This is a genomic window from Vibrio sp. B1-2 (genome assembly GCF_963888445.1).
GTDB classification, from domain to species: domain Bacteria; phylum Pseudomonadota; class Gammaproteobacteria; order Enterobacterales; family Vibrionaceae; genus Vibrio; species Vibrio anguillarum.
The window spans coordinates 1-19304 of sequence record NZ_CAWPJH010000008.1 but is presented as its reverse complement, the minus strand read 5'-3'; the positions used below and the strand labels follow the sequence as shown (position 1 = coordinate 19304).

General features: G+C 45.2%; 19 protein-coding genes. 16 read left to right on the top strand and 3 right to left on the bottom strand.

Translation table 11 applies throughout. The features are described from left to right. The 12 genes from AACQ75_RS04020 (at nt 1) to glmU (ending at nt 10381) form a co-directional block, all read left to right on the top strand. Complete coding sequence (locus AACQ75_RS04020) at nt 1-774, top strand: ParA family protein (protein WP_013855586.1); 774 nt, start codon at nt 1-3, stop codon at nt 772-774. 24 nt (nt 775-798) lie between these two features. Continuing rightward, complete coding sequence (locus AACQ75_RS04015; protein WP_017049648.1) at nt 799-1680, top strand: ParB/RepB/Spo0J family partition protein; 882 nt, start codon at nt 799-801, stop codon at nt 1678-1680. Nucleotides 1681-1868: 188 nt separating this feature from the next. After that, a complete protein-coding gene (locus AACQ75_RS04010; protein WP_013855588.1) occupies nt 1869-2258 on the top strand; it encodes a F0F1 ATP synthase subunit I in 390 nt (129 codons plus the stop codon). Nucleotides 2259-2266: 8 nt separating this feature from the next. Further along, nucleotides 2267-3097, top strand: coding sequence for a F0F1 ATP synthase subunit A (gene atpB, locus AACQ75_RS04005; protein WP_013855589.1), 831 nt, complete (start codon nt 2267-2269; stop codon nt 3095-3097). A 57-nt stretch (nt 3098-3154) separates the two neighbouring features. Next, a complete protein-coding gene (gene atpE, locus AACQ75_RS04000) occupies nt 3155-3409 on the top strand; it encodes a F0F1 ATP synthase subunit C (RefSeq protein ID WP_002540812.1) in 255 nt (84 codons plus the stop codon). Nucleotides 3410-3485: 76 nt separating this feature from the next. After that, a complete protein-coding gene (gene atpF / locus AACQ75_RS03995; RefSeq protein ID WP_013855591.1) occupies nt 3486-3956 on the top strand; it encodes a F0F1 ATP synthase subunit B in 471 nt (156 codons plus the stop codon). A gap of 15 nt (nt 3957-3971) precedes the next feature. Further along, on the top strand, nt 3972-4505 hold the full coding sequence (gene atpH, locus AACQ75_RS03990; RefSeq protein WP_013855592.1) for a F0F1 ATP synthase subunit delta: 534 nt from the start codon (nt 3972-3974) through the stop codon (nt 4503-4505). A gap of 13 nt (nt 4506-4518) precedes the next feature. Then, nucleotides 4519-6060, top strand: coding sequence for a F0F1 ATP synthase subunit alpha (gene atpA, locus AACQ75_RS03985; RefSeq protein WP_026027662.1), 1542 nt, complete (start codon nt 4519-4521; stop codon nt 6058-6060). A gap of 63 nt (nt 6061-6123) precedes the next feature. After that, entirely contained in the window at nt 6124-6990 is an 867-nt protein-coding gene (gene atpG, locus AACQ75_RS03980) for a F0F1 ATP synthase subunit gamma (RefSeq protein WP_013855594.1), read from the top strand. A 34-nt stretch (nt 6991-7024) separates the two neighbouring features. Beyond that, a complete protein-coding gene (gene atpD, locus AACQ75_RS03975; protein ID WP_010319968.1) occupies nt 7025-8428 on the top strand; it encodes a F0F1 ATP synthase subunit beta in 1404 nt (467 codons plus the stop codon). Nucleotides 8429-8446: 18 nt separating this feature from the next. Continuing rightward, entirely contained in the window at nt 8447-8869 is a 423-nt protein-coding gene (locus AACQ75_RS03970; protein ID WP_013855597.1) for a F0F1 ATP synthase subunit epsilon, read from the top strand. Nucleotides 8870-9019: 150 nt separating this feature from the next. Then, nucleotides 9020-10381 (top strand): bifunctional UDP-N-acetylglucosamine diphosphorylase/glucosamine-1-phosphate N-acetyltransferase GlmU, encoded by a 1362-nt coding sequence (gene glmU, locus AACQ75_RS03965; RefSeq protein WP_170889550.1) that lies wholly within the window; start codon nt 9020-9022, stop codon nt 10379-10381. A gap of 62 nt (nt 10382-10443) precedes the next feature. On the opposite strand, the gene punC is transcribed toward glmU, so the two are convergent. Continuing rightward, nucleotides 10444-11649 carry a purine nucleoside transporter PunC gene (gene punC / locus AACQ75_RS03960; protein WP_026027660.1) on the bottom strand — a complete coding sequence of 402 codons (1206 nt, stop codon included), beginning with the start codon at nt 11647-11649 and terminating at the stop codon, nt 10444-10446. 148 nt (nt 11650-11797) lie between these two features. Here punC and punR point away from each other — a divergent pair, with 148 nt between their 5' ends. After that, entirely contained in the window at nt 11798-12703 is a 906-nt protein-coding gene (gene punR / locus AACQ75_RS03955) for a DNA-binding transcriptional activator PunR (protein WP_047688051.1), read from the top strand. Nucleotides 12704-12769: 66 nt separating this feature from the next. Here punR and fadA read toward each other — a convergent pair whose 3' ends face one another. Both fadA and fadB read right to left on the bottom strand, forming a co-directional pair. Next, nucleotides 12770-13945: an acetyl-CoA C-acyltransferase FadA gene (gene fadA, locus AACQ75_RS03950; RefSeq protein ID WP_013855601.1), complete on the bottom strand. Its 1176-nt coding sequence runs from the start codon at nt 13943-13945 to the stop codon at nt 12770-12772. 14 nt (nt 13946-13959) lie between these two features. Then, on the bottom strand, nt 13960-16131 hold the full coding sequence (gene fadB, locus AACQ75_RS03945; RefSeq protein ID WP_170889548.1) for a fatty acid oxidation complex subunit alpha FadB: 2172 nt from the start codon (nt 16129-16131) through the stop codon (nt 13960-13962). Between the two features lie 218 nt (nt 16132-16349). Here fadB and AACQ75_RS03940 point away from each other — a divergent pair, with 218 nt between their 5' ends. Genes AACQ75_RS03940 through hemG form a run of 3 tightly spaced genes read left to right on the top strand, consistent with a single transcriptional unit; the run spans nt 16350 to nt 18998 of the window. Beyond that, nucleotides 16350-16973 carry a YigZ family protein gene (locus AACQ75_RS03940; RefSeq protein WP_013855603.1) on the top strand — a complete coding sequence of 208 codons (624 nt, stop codon included), beginning with the start codon at nt 16350-16352 and terminating at the stop codon, nt 16971-16973. A 30-nt stretch (nt 16974-17003) separates the two neighbouring features. Continuing rightward, nucleotides 17004-18461 carry a TrkH family potassium uptake protein gene (locus tag AACQ75_RS03935; RefSeq protein ID WP_017046377.1) on the top strand — a complete coding sequence of 486 codons (1458 nt, stop codon included), beginning with the start codon at nt 17004-17006 and terminating at the stop codon, nt 18459-18461. Nucleotides 18462-18470: 9 nt separating this feature from the next. Continuing rightward, a complete protein-coding gene (gene hemG / locus AACQ75_RS03930; RefSeq protein ID WP_013855605.1) occupies nt 18471-18998 on the top strand; it encodes a menaquinone-dependent protoporphyrinogen IX dehydrogenase in 528 nt (175 codons plus the stop codon). Nucleotides 18999-19304: the final 306 nt, after the last annotated feature.

Sequence of the window (19304 nt, the reverse complement as noted above, 5' to 3'; positions counted from 1 at the left end):
GTGGGCAAAATCGTAGCAATCGCCAACCAGAAAGGTGGCGTAGGAAAAACAACAACGTGCATTAACTTAGCGGCCTCTATGGCGGCGACTAAGCGTAAAGTTTTAGTGATCGATCTCGACCCACAAGGCAATGCAACGATGGCCAGTGGTGTTGATAAGTATCAAGTAGATGCAACCGCGTACGAATTGTTGGTCGAAGACACCCCTTTTGATGAAGTCGTATGTCGCAAAACAACGGGACACTACGATTTGATTGCGGCGAACGGAGACGTGACAGCCGCTGAAATCAAATTAATGGAAGTCTTTGCTCGCGAAGTGCGTTTGAAAAATGCCCTCGCGCCAGTTCGTGATAACTATGATTTCATCTTTATTGATTGTCCTCCTTCTTTAAATCTTCTTACAATCAACGCCATGGCCGCAGCGGATTCTGTGTTAGTGCCAATGCAATGTGAGTATTTTGCATTAGAAGGTTTAACGGCGTTAATGGATACCATCAGCAAGTTAGCCGCGGTAGTCAACGAAAACCTGAAAATCGAAGGGTTACTTCGAACGATGTACGATCCGCGTAATCGCCTAGCCAATGAAGTATCCGATCAACTGAAAAAGCACTTTGGAAACAAAGTCTATCGCACCGTTATTCCTCGTAATGTCCGTCTTGCTGAAGCGCCAAGTTATGGCAAGCCAGCAATGTACTACGACAAGTATTCAGCTGGGGCAAAAGCGTATCTCGCCTTAGCTGGCGAAATGCTTCGTCGAGAAGAAATACCCGCATAATCTCAACTAAAGGAATTCGTCTACATGACTAAACGTGGTTTAGGAAAAGGATTGGATGCATTGCTCGCAACCAGTTCTCTTGCTCGTGAAAAGGAGCAAGCCGCCTCACATAGCCAAGCACTCTCTTCTGATGGCGAATTAATGGATATCGCGGTATCAAATTTGAAACCTGGCATGTATCAACCACGTAAAGATATGTCGGCAGAAGCGTTGGAAGAGCTATCTGCGTCTATCCAATCGCAAGGTATTATCCAGCCGATCGTGGTAAGACGTTTAGAGCTTGGCGGCTATGAAATTATTGCTGGTGAACGCCGTTGGCGCGCTGCAAAACAAGCAGGTTTAAAGCAAGTGCCCTGTTTGATCAAAAATGTCCAAGATCGCGCTGCGATTGCGATGGCACTGATAGAAAATATTCAACGCGAAGATTTGAATGCGATTGAAGAAGCACAAGCTTTAGAGCGGTTGCAAGACGAATTTAAGCTTACTCACCAGCAGGTGGCTGATGTGATTGGTAAATCACGCACTACCGTGAGTAACTTATTACGCTTAAATCAATTGGCGGATGGCGTGAAGCGTTTAGTGGAAACCAAGCAGCTTGAAATGGGCCATGCACGAGCATTATTGATGCTCGAAGGCGATCAACAAATTGAAATTGCACAACGTGTGGCCGCAAAACAGCTGACCGTGAGACAAACTGAGCAATTAGTGAAAAAGTGTCTAACACAGCCTTCTGAGGACGGATCGGCATCGGAAGACTTAGATGCACAACAAATGTCACAAAGATTGAGTGAAATTTTAGGGGCTAAAGTGTCGATCATTCGTTCAAAAGGTGGCAAAGCCAAAATGACGATTAGTCTTGATGAGCCTCACAAATTAGAGCAACTAATTGCCAAGCTAGAAAGCTAAATGAGATAATTGATTTAAGTCAATTATGCAAAAAACGTTTTTTTATTTGAAAGTTGTCGGTTTGTAAACAAAATTGTAACTTTTTGCTGTCTTTCAATTGCAATCAGTTCGACTCACCGTATAATTTTCGCCAATTTCCCAGCCCTATGTTGTAGATGAGCTGAGGATATTACTAGAGGTACGAATACATGGTAGCTGCGTTGGCTAGACCAGGACGAGAGCTTGCTAAGCGATTGTTAATGATCCAGTCTGGCGCGGTTATTTTTGTGGCGGCAGGGATGGCGGTAGCTGTAAATGCTGAATGGGGCTTTTCTGCGCTGATTGGGGGTGGCATTTTTGTCATTGCTAATGCGGTTTTTGCGCTGTGTGCTTTTATGTTTAGTGGAGCTCGTGCTGCGAAGCAAGTCGCGGCCTCTTTCTACACTGGCGAAGTACTCAAGATCCTCATCACAGTTGCACTGTTCTGTGTTGCCTACATGTATATGCAGGTGGAACTCGTTCCCCTCAAACTAACCTATTTGCTGGCTCTAGGTATTAATATCTGTGCGCCAGTGCTATTCATTAACAACAAAAAATAGGATGAGTTATGGCTGCGCCAGGTGAAGCGCTAACATCGTCCGGATACATTGAACACCACTTGACGAACCTCTCTCTTGCGAAGATTTCTGAGCATTACGATTTGGGGCTGTCAATTAGTGAGACGAGTTTCTGGAACGTACATATCGATAGCCTGTTTTTTTCCTTGTTTACTGGCTTAATATTCCTATGGATATTTCGCTCTGTAGCAAAGAAAGCAACAGCGGGTGTACCCGGTAAGCTGCAGTGTTTTGTTGAAATATTGGTAGAATTTGTCGATCAAAACGTCAAAGACACCTTTCATGGACGCAATCCACTTATAGCACCGCTGGCACTGACTATCTTTTGTTGGGTATTGTTAATGAACATCATGGACTTAGTGCCCATCGATTTCTTACCGTATCCAGCACAACATTGGCTTGGTATCCCTTATCTAAAAGTGGTTCCGTCAGCTGATGTGAATATCACCATGGCTATGGCTCTAGGCGTATTTGCTCTGATGATTTACTACAGCATCAAAGTGAAAGGCCTAGGTGGTTTTGCGAAAGAATTAGCTCTACATCCATTCAATCACTGGACCATGATTCCGTTTAACCTACTTATTGAAGTGGTATCGTTACTTGCGAAACCTCTCTCACTCGGTATGCGTCTATTCGGTAACATGTTCGCAGGTGAGGTGGTATTTATTCTTATCGCAGCGATGCTACCATGGTGGCTACAATGGATGGGTTCACTACCGTGGGCTATTTTCCATATTCTGGTAATTCTGATTCAATCTTTCGTGTTCATGATGCTGACTATTGTTTATCTATCAATGGCACACGAAGATAGTGATCATTAATTTTTTAAAGCTTTTTATTTGGGCACATAAGCCAACAACTATAAATTGGAGATAGTAATGGAAACTTTACTGAGCTTTTCTGCAATCGCCGTAGGTATTATCGTCGGTCTTGCTTCTCTTGGTACAGCGATTGGTTTCGCACTTCTAGGCGGTAAATTCCTTGAAGGTGCTGCTCGTCAACCAGAAATGGCTCCTATGCTACAAGTTAAGATGTTTATCATCGCGGGTCTACTTGATGCGGTTCCTATGATCGGTATCGTAATTGCGCTTCTATTCACTTTCGCGAACCCATTTGTTGGTCAACTAGGTTAATCAACCGATCACACAAATTGATGATTTGTCGTTGATTAATACTTTTCGTTGGTGAACAAATAGAGGGGTAGCTGTTGTGAATATGAACGCAACTCTGCTAGGTCAAGCAATCGCGTTTGCACTGTTTGTGTGGTTCTGCATGAAATATGTATGGCCGCCAATCATGAATGCGATCGAAGAGCGTCAGAAGAAAATTGCTGACGGTCTTTCAGCCGCTGAGCGTGCTGCTAAAAACTTGGATCTAGCACAAGCCAACGCTTCTGAACAAATGAAAGAAGCGAAGCGCACTGCAACTGAGGTCATCGAACAGGCAAATAAACGTAAAGCTCAAATTTTAGACGAAGCACGTGAGGAAGCTCAGGCAGAACGCCAGAAAATCCTTGCTCAAGCGGAAGCTGAACTTGAATCTGAACGTAATCGTGCCCGCGATGAGCTGCGTAAACAAGTTGCAACTCTGGCTGTAGCTGGTGCTGAGAAAATCCTTGAGCGTTCTATCGATAAAGATGCGCACAAAGATATTCTCGACAACATTACTGCAAGACTTTAAGGATGGGGGCGCTTTATGTCTGATTTGACTACAATTGCACGCCCCTATGCTAAAGCAGCATTCGATTTTGCGGTAGAGAAAAAGCAACTTGACCAATGGGGTCAGATGTTAGCTTTTGCTGCCGAGGTCGCAAAGAACGAGCAAATGAAAGAGCTACTAACGGGCTCTGTTTCGGCTGAGAAATTAGCGGAAATTTTCATCGCAATTTGTGGCGAACAGTTTGATGTTTATGGCCAGAACCTGTTAAAGGTGATGGCTGAGAATGGCCGATTAAAGGCTCTTCCTGATGTTAGTGAACAGTTCTTTGCTCTGAAACAAGAGCATGAGAAGCAGATGGATGTTGAAGTGATTTCAGCAACTGAGCTTTCTGATGAACAGCTTGTCAATATCAGCACCAAACTTGAGCAGCGTCTTGAACGCAAAGTTCAGCTGAATTGCAGTATAGATGAGACCCTACTTGGTGGGGTTATAATTCGAGCCGGAGACCTTGTCATCGATAACTCAGCCCGCGGTCGTTTAAACCGCCTGAGCGATGCATTACAGTCTTGATGGGGATTGGAGCATGCAACTTAATTCCACGGAAATTAGCGATCTAATTAAACAACGTATCGAATCTTTCGACGTTGTTAGTGAAGCTCGCAATGAAGGTACTATCGTATCGGTAAGCGATGGTATCATTCGCATTCACGGCCTAGCGGACGTGATGCAAGGTGAAATGATTGAATTACCGAGTGGCCGTTATGCACTTGCACTTAACCTTGAGCGTGACTCGGTTGGTGCGGTTGTCATGGGCCCATATGCTGACCTTAAGGAAGGCATGAAAGTAACAGGTTCTGGTCGTATTCTTGAAGTGCCAGTTGGTCCTGAATTGTTAGGTCGCGTAGTGAATACACTCGGTCAGCCTATCGATGGTAAAGGTCCTATCGAAGCGAAATTGTCTTCACCTGTTGAAATGATTGCACCTGGTGTAATCGACCGTAAATCAGTCGATCAACCAGTACAAACCGGCTATAAGTCAGTTGACTCTATGATCCCAATCGGTCGTGGCCAACGTGAACTTATCATCGGTGACCGTCAAACTGGTAAAACAGCAATGGCGATCGACGCAATTATTAACCAAAAAGATTCAGGTATTTACTCTATCTATGTTGCGATTGGCCAAAAAGCCTCAACTATCGCTAACGTAGTACGCAAATTAGAAGAGCACGGCGCGCTTGCAAACACAGTTGTGGTTGTTGCATCGGCTTCTGAATCAGCGGCATTGCAATACCTTGCGCCATATGCAGGTTGTGCAATGGGTGAATACTTCCGCGATCGCGGTGAAGATGCACTGATTGTTTATGATGACTTATCTAAACAAGCGGTTGCTTACCGTCAGATCTCACTACTACTCAAACGCCCACCAGGCCGTGAAGCATTCCCAGGTGACGTTTTCTATCTCCACTCTCGTCTACTTGAGCGTGCTGCTCGTGTCAGCGAAGAGTATGTAGAACGTTTCACTAAGGGTGAAGTGAAAGGTAAAACCGGTTCTTTAACCGCGCTACCTATCATTGAAACACAAGCGGGTGACGTTTCAGCATTCGTACCGACTAACGTAATCTCGATTACCGATGGTCAGATCTTCCTACAAACTGAACTATTCAACGCGGGTGTTCGCCCAGCCGTTGACCCTGGTATTTCAGTATCCCGTGTAGGTGGTGCCGCTCAGACGAAAATCATCAAGAAACTGTCAGGTGGTATCCGTACCGCGCTTGCACAGTACCGTGAACTTGCTGCATTTGCTCAGTTCTCGTCAGATCTTGATGAAGCGACGAAGAGACAGCTAAACCATGGTCAGAAAGTAACAGAGCTGATGAAGCAGAAACAATATGCTCCGATGTCTGTGTTTGACCAAGCGTTGGTTATCTTTGCGGCAGAGCGTGGTTATTTAAATGATGTTGCGTTGAATAAACTGGCTGATTTTGAATCTGCTCTACTGTCGTATGCTCGTGGTCAATATGTTGATCTTGTAAAAGATATCGACAAATCGGGTGCTTATAACGATGAAATCGAAGCTCAGTTCAAGAAACTGGTTGACGATTTCAAGGCAACCCAGACCTGGTAATTGGTGGGTGACCTTAGGGTCACCACTGACCAATAACGGATTACCTTAAAAGAGAGTAAAACGATGGCCGGCGCAAAAGAGATACGTAATAAAATCGGTAGTGTTAAAAGCACGCAGAAAATTACGAAAGCGATGGAAATGGTAGCAGCTTCAAAAATGCGTCGTTCGCAAGACGGCATGGAAGCTTCTCGTCCATACGCTGAAACAATGCGTAAAGTGATCGGTCATGTGGCGAGTGCAAATCTAGAATATCGTCATCCTTATCTAGAAGAGCGCGAAGCCAAACGTGTTGGTTACATCATTATTTCAACAGACCGTGGTTTGTGTGGTGGTTTGAACGTGAACTTGTTCAAAAAAGCTCTACATGACATGAAAGATTGGTCGGAGAAAGGTGCTGAGGTTGAGCTGGCAATTGTGGGCTCAAAGGCAACGGCTTTCTTTAGAAACAGTGGCGCTAAAGTCGCTGCTCAAGTCTCTGGTTTGGGCGATAGCCCAACCTTGGAAGATTTGATCGGTTCCGTTGGTGTTATGCTGAAGAAATATGATGCAGGTGAGTTGGATCGCCTATACGTAGTGTTCAACAAATTTGTGAATACTATGGTTCAAGAACCAACGATCGATCAATTACTACCTTTGCCTAGATCGAATAGCGAAGAGATGAAACGCGAACATTCTTGGGACTACATCTATGAGCCTGAACCAAAGCCTCTACTCGATGCACTATTGCTGCGTTATGTAGAGTCTCAGGTTTATCAGGGTGTGGTTGAGAATCTTGCTTGTGAGCAAGCTGCTCGAATGATTGCGATGAAAGCAGCTACCGATAACGCAAGCAACTTGATTGATGATTTACAGCTTGTGTATAACAAAGCCCGTCAGGCGGCGATTACACAAGAACTATCGGAAATCGTTTCTGGTGCAGCAGCGGTTTAAGCTTAGGTAAAACAAACAGTTTAGAGGATTAACGATGGCTACAGGTAAGATCGTACAGATCATCGGTGCGGTAGTCGACGTAGAGTTCCCACAGGGCGAAGTACCAAGTGTTTACGATGCTCTGAATGTTGTGGATTCAAAAGAACGTCTCGTTCTTGAAGTTCAACAGCAGCTTGGCGGTGGCGTGATTCGCGCAATCGTAATGGGTAGCTCTGATGGTTTACGTCGTGGTTTGGTAGTTGAAAATACTGGCGCTCCAATTTCAGTACCAGTCGGTATTAAGACTTTAGGTCGTATCATGAACGTGCTTGGTGATGCGATTGATGAGCGTGGTGAAATTGGTGCGGAAGAGCTTTACTCTATCCACCGTCCAGCTCCAAGCTATGAAGAGCAATCAAACGAAACTGCTCTTCTTGAAACCGGTGTAAAAGTAATCGATTTGGTTTGTCCATTCTCTAAGGGTGGTAAAATCGGTCTATTTGGTGGTGCAGGTGTAGGTAAGACCGTTAACATGATGGAGCTTATCAACAACATCGCACTGCAACACTCAGGTCTTTCAGTATTTGCGGGTGTTGGTGAACGTACTCGTGAAGGTAACGATTTCTACTATGAGATGCAGGAAGCAGGTGTTGTAAACATCGAAGAGCCTGAAAAATCAAAAGTAGCGATGGTTTACGGACAGATGAACGAGCCACCAGGCAACCGTCTACGTGTTGCACTGACGGGTTTGACAATGGCAGAACGTTTCCGTGACGAAGGTCGTGACGTACTTCTGTTCATCGATAACATCTACCGTTACACGCTTGCCGGTACGGAAGTATCAGCACTGCTAGGTCGTATGCCTTCAGCGGTAGGTTACCAACCTACTCTTGCAGAAGAAATGGGTGTGCTTCAGGAGCGTATTACGTCAACTAAGCAAGGTTCTATCACGTCTGTACAGGCGGTATATGTACCAGCAGATGACTTGACGGACCCGTCTCCAGCCACAACGTTCGCGCACTTGGATGCAACGGTTGTACTTAACCGTAACATCGCAGCAATGGGCCTATACCCAGCGATCGACCCACTCGATTCAACGTCTCGTCAGCTAGACCCACTCGTCGTAGGTCAAGAGCACTACGACATCGCTCGTGGCGTTCAGCAGACGCTTCAGCGCTACAAAGAGCTGAAAGACATCATTGCGATCTTGGGTATGGACGAGTTGTCTGAATCGGATAAGCAAGTTGTATCACGTGCACGTAAGATTGAACGTTTTCTAACTCAGCCTTATCACGTAGCTGAAGTATTTACAGGTGACCCTGGTGTTTACGTACCTCTAAAAGAGACGCTACGTGGCTTCAAAGGTCTTCTATCTGGTGAATACGATGACATTCCAGAGCAAGCGTTTATGTACTGCGGTACTATCGACGATGCGATTGAGAATGCTAAGAAGCTATAAGGCTAACTAGGAGGCGATATGGCAGCAATAACCTTTCACCTAGACGTCGTCAGTGCAGAGAAGAAAATCTTCTCTGGCCAAGTCGAAACGTTTCAGGTGACCGGTAGCGAAGGTGAACTGGGAATTTTCCATGGTCACACACCGCTGCTGACCGCTATTAAGCCTGGTATGGTGCGTATCGTTAAGCTACACGGCCACGAAGAAATTATTTATGTTTCGGGTGGTATTGTCGAAGTGCAACCGGGTACTGCTACAGTACTGGCTGATACGGCAATTCGTGGTGAAGAACTAGACGCAGCTAAGGCAGAAGAAGCCAAACGCAAAGCTGAAGAGAATATTTCAAATCAGCATGGCGATATGAACTTCGCACAAGCGGCCAGTGAACTGGCTAAAGCCATGGCTCAGTTACGAGTTATCGAGCTGACCAAAAAACGTCGTTAATGTGTTTTATAATTAAGACGTGATGTAAAAAGGCGACCTATAGGTCGCCTTTTTGCTTATTTTTTAACAGAAAATTATTTAGTTAAATTAACTATCTCTTTAATTACCGCTAAAATGCGGCTTAACTTTTTTAACGTCAATAGGTTGTCAATGAAATTTAGCGCAGTGATCCTCGCAGCAGGTAAAGGTACTCGAATGTATTCTAATATGCCTAAAGTGCTGCACACACTGGCGGGTAAGCCAATGGTGAAACACGTAATTGATACGTGCAATAGCTTAGGTGCCCAAAATATCCACTTGGTTTATGGTCATGGTGGTGAGCAAATGCAGCAAGCGCTTGTCGAAGAGTCGGTTAACTGGGTGCTGCAAGCGGATCAATTAGGAACTGGCCATGCCGTTGATCAAGCCTCGCCTCATTTCCAAGACGATGAGAAGATCCTCGTGTTGTACGGTGATGTTCCATTGATCTCGGAAGAAACCGTGGAAAGCTTGTTAGATGCACAACCTAATGATGGGATAGCCTTGCTGACAGTGGTACTGGATAACCCAACCGGTTATGGCCGTATCGTGCGTAAGCATGGCCCAGTGGTGGCGATTGTTGAACAAAAAGATGCCACTGATGAGCAAAAGTTAATTAAAGAGATCAATACGGGCGTGATGGTGGCAACGGGGCGCGATCTCAAACGTTGGTTGTCAGGCTTAAGTAATGAGAACGCGCAAGGCGAATATTATCTGACAGATGTTATCGCTGCTGCGCACAATGAAGGCCGTGCAGTTGAGGCTGTTCATCCTGCCAGCTCTATTGAAGTGGAAGGGGTAAATGATCGCGCTCAACTGGCTCGTTTAGAGCGTGCTTATCAAGCAACACAAGCGAAAAAGCTATTAGAACAAGGTGTGATGCTACGTGATCCTACGCGTTTTGATCTGCGTGGTGAATTACAGTGTGGGATGGATGTTGAGATTGATGCAAACGTCATCATCGAAGGAAATGTCTCTTTGGGTGATAACGTAATTATCGGCATGGGTTGCGTGCTTAAAGATTGCGAAATTGATGACAACACAGTGATCCGCCCATACAGCGTTATTGAAGGGGCAACCGTTGCAGAAAACTGTACCGTTGGGCCTTTTACCCGTTTACGTCCTGGTGCTGAACTGCGTAATGATGCGCACGTGGGTAATTTCGTAGAAGTAAAAAATACTCGTTTGGGTGAAGGTTCAAAAGCCAATCACTTAACTTATCTTGGTGATGCCGAAATTGGCCAGCGTGTTAATGTCGGAGCTGGCGTTATCACTTGTAATTACGATGGTGTCAATAAATTCAAAACCACAATTGGTGATGATGTGTTTGTGGGTTCAGACAGCCAGTTGATTGCTCCTGTAACGATCGCCAATGGTGCAACGATTGGTGCTGGCACTACGCTAAGCAGTAACGTTGCTGAAGGTGAGTTAGTCATCACTCGCGCGAAAGAGCGCAAAATCAATGGTTGGAAGCGTCCTGTTAAGCGTAGCTAACAAATGAACGATTAAAAAGCCGTTCATAATGAGCGGCTTTTTATCAGTTCTTATTAAAAGACTTACTCTTCATCGCTGACTACGCGTGCATTATCTGGTGCGGTGAAGTGTTGAGAAAGTTCGCGGTTCGAGACGATATAACCAATCCATAGCCCGCCCATACAAATCATAATTGCAATACCCGTCACCATTTGTGCTTGGCTGGCCAACGTTGCGACCAATGCGCTGGCTAAACTACTAACGCAGATTTGTAAGCTATTTTGTAAACCCGCTGCAGTGGCTGGGCTTTGTTTGGCACTCGATAGTGCGCGGTTCACCACGATAGGGTAAAGCGCTCCGTTGGCAACTGCTATTAAGCAAAACGGTGCCAAAATTGGCCAAATTGAGGTCAGTTGCCACTGTGATGCAATGAATACTAATAAAGTGGCAACGCTAAAGAGGCCAATCAACTGCTTGAGCACTTTTTCGTCACCAAATTTATTCACTCCCACCTTACCTAAGTAGCCACCAACCATGAACGCGATCGTTTGAGGAATAAAACTCAAACCGATATCTTTAGCGGCATAACCAAGGCGTGCCATAATTTCTGGCATCCCAGTCAAGTAAGCAAAGAAGGCCGCAGAAGCGCAAGCAAACATCATCACATTACCCAAGTAGGTTTTAGTGCTGAGCAGAGCTTTGATATCTTGCTTAATTGAGGTTTGTTTGGGTTGTGATTGTTCATTTTTTTGAGCAAAAGTACAGGCTACAAGCGCAACGCCCATTAATGTCAATGTCACAAAAATACTGTGCCAACCAAAGTTATCGGCCAGTAAGACGCCTAATTGAGGTGCAAGCGCGGGTGAAAGCGCGACCAAAGGCATGATGGTGGCGAATATTTGCTGGCTTGTTTTAGCTGGGTAGCGTTGAATTACCATTGCTTGCCAGATCACTGCGGGAGCACACACCCCTAAAGCTTGCACAAAGCGCAACGCTAATAATTGCCACACCTGCTCGCTAAAAGCTAAACCAAATGATGCCAACGTGAAGAGAACTAGGCCAGCCGCTAAAGTGTTACGGTGACCATATTTATCGGAAGCTAAGCCCCACACCAGTTGACCTAATGCCATACCGACCAGAAAAACGGTGAGAGACAAGGCTATTTGCTCTGGCCCTGTGGCAAAGTCCATTTCCATCGCTTTAAAGGCAGGGAGGTACATGTCTGTGGCAATGAAGCCAAGCATAGAGAGCGCGGCTAAGTACAGCAACTGTAATTTTGATGCTTTCATTTTTATTACCATTCAAAAAAATTAATCAATATTTGGCCAGCATTAATCTATGCCAACCTTAATTTATCTACTCATCTATTCTATTTTTCGTTTAATATTAAATGAAACGCTAAATTTGTTGGTTATTCATCAAAAAAATTGAAGGCTTATGTTTTCTAAATCCTCATTAGAAATGCTTGATACTGTCGCACGGTTGGGTAGTTTTACCGCCGCTGCGGAGGTTTTGCATAAAGTGCCGTCAGCGATCAGCTATGGCGTTCGCCAAGTCGAACAAGATTTGGATGTGCTGCTGTTTCGCCGTTTACCTAGAAAGGTGGAGCTGACGCCCGCTGGTGAGCTGTTTATGGTGGAGGCTCGCCAATTGCTTAGGCAGATGGAAGAGATTCGTTCACAAACTAAACGCGCGGCGCATGGTTGGCAGAAAACGCTAAAATTGACGCTTGATAACGTGGTCAAACTCGACAAAATGAAACCGCTGGTGGAAGATTTTTATCGCACGTTTGAGTTTGCTGAGCTGCAAATCAACATGGAAGTGTTTAATGGCTCATGGGAAGCTATTGCGCAAGGTCGAGCTGACATTGTGATTGGTGCAACCTCTGCGATTCCTGTCGGTGGTGATTTTGAAGTGCGTGACATGGGTGTGTTGGATTGGGCATTTGTAATGTCTCCTCATCACCCTTGTGCTCAAGAGTCCTATTTAACCGAAGATTTTGTCAGTCAGTTCCCGGCGATTTGTTTGGATGACACGTCAAGTGTATTACCCAAGCGACATACGGATCACTACCCGCAGCAACGGCGTTTACTTTTACCGAATTGGTATAGTGCGATTGAATGCTTAAAAAATGAAGTCGGTGTGGGCTACATGCCAAGACACATTGCACAACCTTTGATTGTTGATGGTGGGTTGGTTGAACGGGTTCTCACCGTTGATAAACTGCTTAGTCAATGCTGTTTAGTATGGCGCAAAGATGATAATCATAAATTGATCGAGTGGATGGTAAATTATCTGGGCAGTAGCGATCAACTTTATCGTGATTGGCTTCAAGCTAAATAACCTAATAAGAAGAGCCAGCAGAGCTGGCTCTTAAAAGACTCTTCAGTGAGAAGAAAAACAGAATGGTTATGGGCGCTCAAAAATAGTCGCAATGCCTTGGCCTAAACCAATGCACATCGTTGCTAGACCATATTTGGCGTCTTTCGCTTCCATCAAGTTAATCAGTGTGGTGGAGATGCGCGTGCCAGAACACCCGAGAGGGTGACCCAGTGCGATCGCCCCTCCGTTTAGGTTAACCTTCTCATCCACTACATCGAGCAAACCAAGATCTTTCGCGCAAGGTAGAGATTGAGCTGCAAACGCTTCGTTTAACTCAATCACATCCATATCTTGCATGGTGAGGCCTGCACGCTGTAGCGCTTTATGGGTCGCCGGAACTGGCCCGTAACCCATAATTGAAGGATCGCAACCAGCGACGGCCATTGATTTCACACGCGCACGAATCTTTAAGCCAAGCGCATTGGCTTTCTCTTCGCTCATGATCAACATCGCCGATGCGCCATCGGACAGAGCCGATGAGGTGCCTGCCGTTACAGTACCATTGGCTGGGTCAAAAACAGGACGCAACTGTGCTAGCCCCTCAACAGAGGTTTCCGGGCGGATCACTTCATCAAAATCGAGCGTGAACAGAGTACCATCTTCGGCATGAGCTTCAGTGGGGAGGATTTCATTTTTGAAGCGGCCTTCAACGGTTGCTGCGTAAGCGCGTTGATGCGAACGAGCGGCAAAGGCATCTTGTTGCTCACGGCTAATGCCGTGCATTTTACCTAACATCTCAGCCGTTAACCCCATCATCCCCGCAGCTTTGGCAACGGTTTTTGACATGCCTGGATGAAAATCAACGCCATGGTTCATCGGTACGTGTCCCATATGCTCAACGCCGCCCACAAGGCAGATTTCAGCATCACCAACCATAATGGCGCGGGTGGCATCATGCAGTGCTTGCATTGATGAACCACATAAACGGTTAACGGTGACGGCACCAATTTCAATCGGCAAGCCAGCTAACAGTGCCGCATTACGCGCGACGTTAAAGCCTTGTTCTAAGGTTTGTTGCACACAACCCCAGTAGATATCTTCGATCTCTTTTGGGTTGACTTGTGGATTACGGGCTAAAATGCCTTTCATCAGATGTGCAGATAAATCTTCCGCACGAGTATGACGAAATGCCCCACCTTTTGAACGACCCATCGGGGTGCGTAGGCAATCAACAATTACGACATTTCTCTTATGTGAAGTCATTTGGACATCTCTCCTTAGATAGAACTTGCTTGTTGAGCACCGTAGAAGGTCTCGCCTTTTTCTGCCATATCGAGCAGCAGTTGAGGTACATGATACATCGCGCCCAATGCTTGGTATTGGCTTGCCATTGCAACGTAGTTTTGTAAACCAAGACTATCGAGATAGCGGAATACGCCGCCTCTAAAAGGAGGGAACCCCAAGCCGTACACCAACGCCATATCCGCTTCTTGGGGTGAAGCGATGATCTTCTCTTCTAAACAGAGTGCCACTTCATTGATCATCGGAATCATCATGCGCTCAATGATGGTTTGATCGTCAAAAGTACGTTTATCACCACATTCTAGGTTGAGAACGGTGAGGACTTCTTCAGAGAAAGTTTTCTTCGGTTTGCCTTTCTTATCTAAAGTGTATTGATAGAAACCGCTGCCATTTTTCTGGCCATATTTATTGGCGTCAAACAGTGCATCAATAGCATCGCGGCCCTGTTTGCCCATACGTTCAGGGAAACCTTGCGCCATTACTGCTTGTGCATGGTGAGCGGTATCCATACCGACCACATCTAGAAGATAAGCTGGGCCCATTGGCCAACCAAACTTACGTTCCATCACTTTATCGATTTGAGTGAAATCAGCGCCATCGCGCAGTAATAAACTAAAGCCACCAAAGTAAGGGAAAAGTACGCGGTTTACGAAGAACCCAGGGCAGTCATTGACCACGATGGGGGATTTACCCATTTTGGCTGCGTAAGCGACAACTCGATTGATGGTTTCATCGGAAGTGTGTTCACCACGAATAATTTCCACCAATGGCATACGATGTACTGGGTTAAAAAAGTGCATACCACAGAAGTTTTCTGGACGTTTGAGTGATTTGGCCAGTAGGTTGATTGGAATGGTTGAGGTGTTCGAGGTGATAACCGCATCCTCACCAACATTGGCTTCGACTTCACTTAGTACCGCGGCTTTGATTTTCGGGTTTTCAACCACAGCTTCAACAATCACATCCGCTTGCTCAATCCCAGCATAATGCAGGCTAGGCGTAATCGATGCCAGCACGCTAGCCATTTTAAAACCATCAATTTTTCCGCGCTCTAGCTGCTTGTTGAGTAACTTAGATGCCTCGGTCATACCTAAATTAAGGGACGATTGAGCAATATCTTTCATCAAAACAGGCACGCCTTTTACTGCCGATTGATAAGCAATGCCGCCGCCCATGATACCCGCACCAAGTACAGCCGCTCGTCCGGTTTCTTTATTGGCTGATTTAACTGCTTTTTTTGCTAGTGCTTTAATATATTGGTCGTTGAGGAATAAACCGACCAAGGATTTCGCCGCTTCAGAATGAGCGAGCTTAACGAAGTGTTTACGCTCAATGGCCAATGCTTCATCACGGCTACAGCGCGCGGCTTCTTCTATTGCAATAACAGCGGTTATTGGCGCTGGATAATGAGGACCGGCATGCTGTGCAACCAAGCCTTTGGCCATCGTGAAGCTCATCATGGCTTCTAATTTGCTGAGTGTCAGCGCGGACATTTTTTGCTGGCGACGCATTTTCCAATCAACGGTTTCATTGATGGCTGATGTGATGGTTTTGAGTGCTGACTCAAGCAGTTTATCGCTATCAACAATCGCATCGAGCAGTCCAATTTTAAGGGCTTCCTCAGCACGACATGCTTTGCCTTGAGTGATCACTTCCATAGCATTGTCGGCACCAATTACACGAGGCAGACGCACACAGCCACCGAACCCCGGCATAATACCAAGCTTTGTTTCCGGTAATCCTATGCTGGTGGTCGCGTCACCAATACGGAAATCGGTAGCGAGTACACACTCACATCCACCGCCTAGCGCGTGCCCTGTTAAAGCGGCTAGTGTCGGAACGGGTAGATCTTCTAGTTTGTTGAAAATGCTATTGGCAAATTGCAGCCATTGGTCGAGTTCTTGCGCAGGTTTAGCAAAGAGACCTAAAAACTCAGTGATATCAGCCCCGACAATAAAAGATTCTTTATCGGAAGTAAGAATAAGGCCTTTCAGTCCTTGGTGGGCTTTTAGGGCATCAAGTGCATGGTTGAGCGATTCAAGAGTGGCAAGGTCAAGTTTGTTCACTGACTCCTTGGAGCAGAAACGCAACTCCGCAATACCATCTTGTAATTCCTTTACCTGTAGGGTGTTGGCTTGGTAAATCATTGTCTATCTCCGTGACATACAACCTTAAGATCGTGTGTGAGAGTTTTTGTTGTATTAATGGTTCTGGTTTGACCAGTCGGTTTAGTTTGACCTGAGGATTGTTTAATTTCAATACATTTTTTAAACAACTGTTTAACATTGAGTGCAAATGGAGATCAGCGCTGCTTTTTTAAGTGCACGTGTTACACTCTTGCCATCCGCTCGATCTATGATTTCACATGAACGAACAACCTTATTTAATTCCAGCGTTGCCCACCCAATTTGAAGAGGAAATCAAAAAAAGCCTCTTTATTACCTATTTGGCCCATACTCCGAGTGTAGATGCTGCTAAAGCCTTCGTTGCGCAAATAAAGACAAAACATAGCGACGCCAGACATAACTGCTGGGGCTTTGTTGCCGGACGACCGGAAGATTCGATGTTGTGGGGTTTTAGTGATGATGGTGAGCCATCAGGGACGGCGGGCAAACCGATATTGGCGCAGCTAGCCGGATCGAGTGTCGGGGAGTTAACGGCCGTCGTCACTCGTTATTATGGTGGGATTCGTCTTGGCACTGGTGGGTTAGTTAAAGCTTATGGTGGCGGAGTACAACAAGCACTCAAGCAGCTTCAAACTATTGAGAAAAAAATCACCACAAAATTATCCCTAACGTTAGACTACGGTTTTGTGCCGATTGCTCAATCCATCATCGCGCAGTATGAAGCATTAGAAGTCGAAGCCGATTATAAAGAACAGGTTAAATTTCTTGTTGAGATAGAATTGCGCCATCTTGATGCCTTTACTCAAACTATCATTAATAAAAGCGGTGCAAAAGCTGTAGTGACCGCCATAAAAAATAATTAGGAAGTCAGAAGCTTCGCTTCAGAAAAAGCAATGCAAATTCGATCTATTATTCGTATCGTCGGGCTTTTGCTCGCGCTATTTAGTGTCTCTATGCTTGCCCCTGCGCTGGTGGCTTTGCTGTACCGCGATGGTGCAGGTGTACCTTTTGTCACGACCTTTTTTGTATTGTTGATGTGTGGCGGTTTTTTTTGGTTTCCAAACCGCCGCTATCGACATGAATTGAAAGCCAGAGACGGTTTTTTGATCGTTGTACTGTTTTGGACGGTTATCGGTAGTGCGGGTTCATTACCGTTTTGGTTGGCGGATAATCCCAATGTATCGGTTACTGATGCGTTTTTTGAATCATTTTCAGCATTAACCACCACCGGAGCAACCGTCATTGTTGGGTTAGATGAATTACCTAAAGCGATTTTGTTCTATCGGCAGTTTTTACAATGGTTTGGTGGGATGGGGATCATCGTTCTAGCGGTGGCCATTTTGCCAGTATTGGGAATTGGGGGAATGCAGTTATATCGGGCGGAGATCCCGGGCCCGGTCAAAGATACTAAAGTTACTCCAAGAATCGCCGAAACCGCCAAAGCACTTTGGTACATCTATTTAAGCTTAACGATTGCCTGCGCAACGGCTTTTTGGGCAGCAGGGATGACCCTATTTGATGCGATTTGTCATAGCTTCTCTACGATCGCTATTGGTGGGTTTTCGACTCATGATGCAAGCATGGGGTATTTTGACAGTTATGCGATCAATTTAATTACGGTTGTTTTTTTGCTCATTTCAGCCTGTAATTTTACGCTCCATTACGCGGCGTTTGCGACAGGTGGTGTTCATCCAAAATATTACCTTAAAGATCCAGAGTTTAGAGCTTTCGCTCTTATACAAGTCATTTTGTTTGCGGTTTGCTTTTCGATTTTACTCAAACACCATTCTTACGACTCTTTTTATGACGCTTTTGATCAGGCGCTATTTCAAACAGTATCCATTTCGACGACGGCAGGCTTTACCACAACAGGTTTTGCAGATTGGCCGTTATTCTTACCTGTATTATTGCTGTTTTCTTCATTTATAGGTGGGTGTGCTGGCTCTACGGGCGGTGGCATGAAAGTGATCCGTATCTTATTGCTTACCTTACAAGGTGCTCGTGAGATGAAACGCCTTATCCACCCAAGAGCCGTGTATACGATTAAGGTGGGCGGAAGTGCTCTTTCACAGCGAGTTGTTGACGCGGTTTGGGGATTTTTCTCAGCGTACGCACTGGTCTTCGTGGCGTGTATGTTGGCATTGATCGCAACAGGAATGGATGAACTGAGTGCATTTTCTGCCGTCGCTGCAACATTGAATAACTTAGGGCCTGGATTGGGTCAAGTCTCCGTACACTTTGCGGATGTTAATGACAGTGCAAAATGGGTATTGGTTGTTTCGATGCTCTTTGGTCGCTTAGAAATTTTTACACTATTAATACTGCTTACCCCTACGTTTTGGCGCAGTTAAGGATATCCCGTGCAAAAAGCTCTTTTTCTCTATTCTTCCCGTGAAGGTCAAACCAAGAAAATTCTTAACTATATAAAAGAGGAACTTTCTGAGTTTGATTGCGAACTTGCCGATTTACATCAAATTGAGGATATTGATTTAGCTCTTTACGATCGAGTCTTAATTGGTGCTTCTATTCGCTACGGACATTTAAATAAAAAGCTTTATCAATTTATAGAAAAACATGCCGAGCAATTAGCACTCGCTAAAGCGGCGTTCTTTTGTGTCAACTTAACTGCAAGAAAAGAAGCGCAGGGTAAAGATACTCCAGAAGGAAGTGTCTATATTAAAACCTTTCTCAGTAAATCAGCATGGCAACCCAAGCTAATCGGAGTTTTCGCTGGTGCTCTTTACTATCCACGTTATCACTTTTTCGATAAGGTGATGATTCGTTTCATCATGTCATTGACTGGCGGTGAAACTGATACCTCAAAAGAAGTTGAATACACAAACTGGCAAAAAGTATCTCTTTTTAGTGATAACTTTAAAAAATTGTAAATAAAAAGTCGATTTTTAGCGTCTTTTGGCTTTTTTCTGTTCGAACAAATAGAAAATCAAAAAAAACAGCAAAAAGGGGTTGCCAACGTGACGGCGATCTCTATAATGCCGCCTCACTGACACGGCACAGCCAGTAAGGGTTCAAGCCCAATTAGCCAGCCAATCAGTAGGTCAAATCAGTAAGACGAAATAATTTAATAAAGTGTTTGACACTTTTCATTATCTCGCTAGAATGGCCGCCTCTTCAAAGGAAGCCTCGGCAAGCCAGAGAAGAACGCTCTTTAACAATATAAACCTATCAATCTG

Excerpts from the sequence above, each read along its gene's own strand:
- fadA (WP_013855601.1), bottom strand. The coding sequence starts at position 13,945 with ATGACTTCACATAAGAGAAATGTCGTAATTGTTGATTGCCTACGCACC.
- AACQ75_RS04010 (WP_013855588.1), top strand. The coding sequence starts at position 1,869 with ATGGTAGCTGCGTTGGCTAGACCAGGACGAGAGCTTGCTAAGCGATTG.
- punC (WP_026027660.1), bottom strand. The coding sequence starts at position 11,649 with ATGAAAGCATCAAAATTACAGTTGCTGTACTTAGCCGCGCTCTCTATG.
- fadB (WP_170889548.1), bottom strand. The coding sequence starts at position 16,131 with ATGATTTACCAAGCCAACACCCTACAGGTAAAGGAATTACAAGATGGT.
- AACQ75_RS04015 (WP_017049648.1), top strand. The coding sequence starts at position 799 with ATGACTAAACGTGGTTTAGGAAAAGGATTGGATGCATTGCTCGCAACC.
- AACQ75_RS03935 (WP_017046377.1), top strand. The coding sequence starts at position 17,004 with ATGCAAATTCGATCTATTATTCGTATCGTCGGGCTTTTGCTCGCGCTA.
- glmU (WP_170889550.1), top strand. The coding sequence starts at position 9,020 with ATGAAATTTAGCGCAGTGATCCTCGCAGCAGGTAAAGGTACTCGAATG.
- atpA (WP_026027662.1), top strand. The coding sequence starts at position 4,519 with ATGCAACTTAATTCCACGGAAATTAGCGATCTAATTAAACAACGTATC.
- AACQ75_RS03970 (WP_013855597.1), top strand. The coding sequence starts at position 8,447 with ATGGCAGCAATAACCTTTCACCTAGACGTCGTCAGTGCAGAGAAGAAA.
- atpH (WP_013855592.1), top strand. The coding sequence starts at position 3,972 with ATGTCTGATTTGACTACAATTGCACGCCCCTATGCTAAAGCAGCATTC.
- atpB (WP_013855589.1), top strand. The coding sequence starts at position 2,267 with ATGGCTGCGCCAGGTGAAGCGCTAACATCGTCCGGATACATTGAACAC.
- atpG (WP_013855594.1), top strand. The coding sequence starts at position 6,124 with ATGGCCGGCGCAAAAGAGATACGTAATAAAATCGGTAGTGTTAAAAGC.
- atpD (WP_010319968.1), top strand. The coding sequence starts at position 7,025 with ATGGCTACAGGTAAGATCGTACAGATCATCGGTGCGGTAGTCGACGTA.
- punR (WP_047688051.1), top strand. The coding sequence starts at position 11,798 with ATGTTTTCTAAATCCTCATTAGAAATGCTTGATACTGTCGCACGGTTG.
- atpE (WP_002540812.1), top strand. The coding sequence starts at position 3,155 with ATGGAAACTTTACTGAGCTTTTCTGCAATCGCCGTAGGTATTATCGTC.
- AACQ75_RS03940 (WP_013855603.1), top strand. The coding sequence starts at position 16,350 with ATGAACGAACAACCTTATTTAATTCCAGCGTTGCCCACCCAATTTGAA.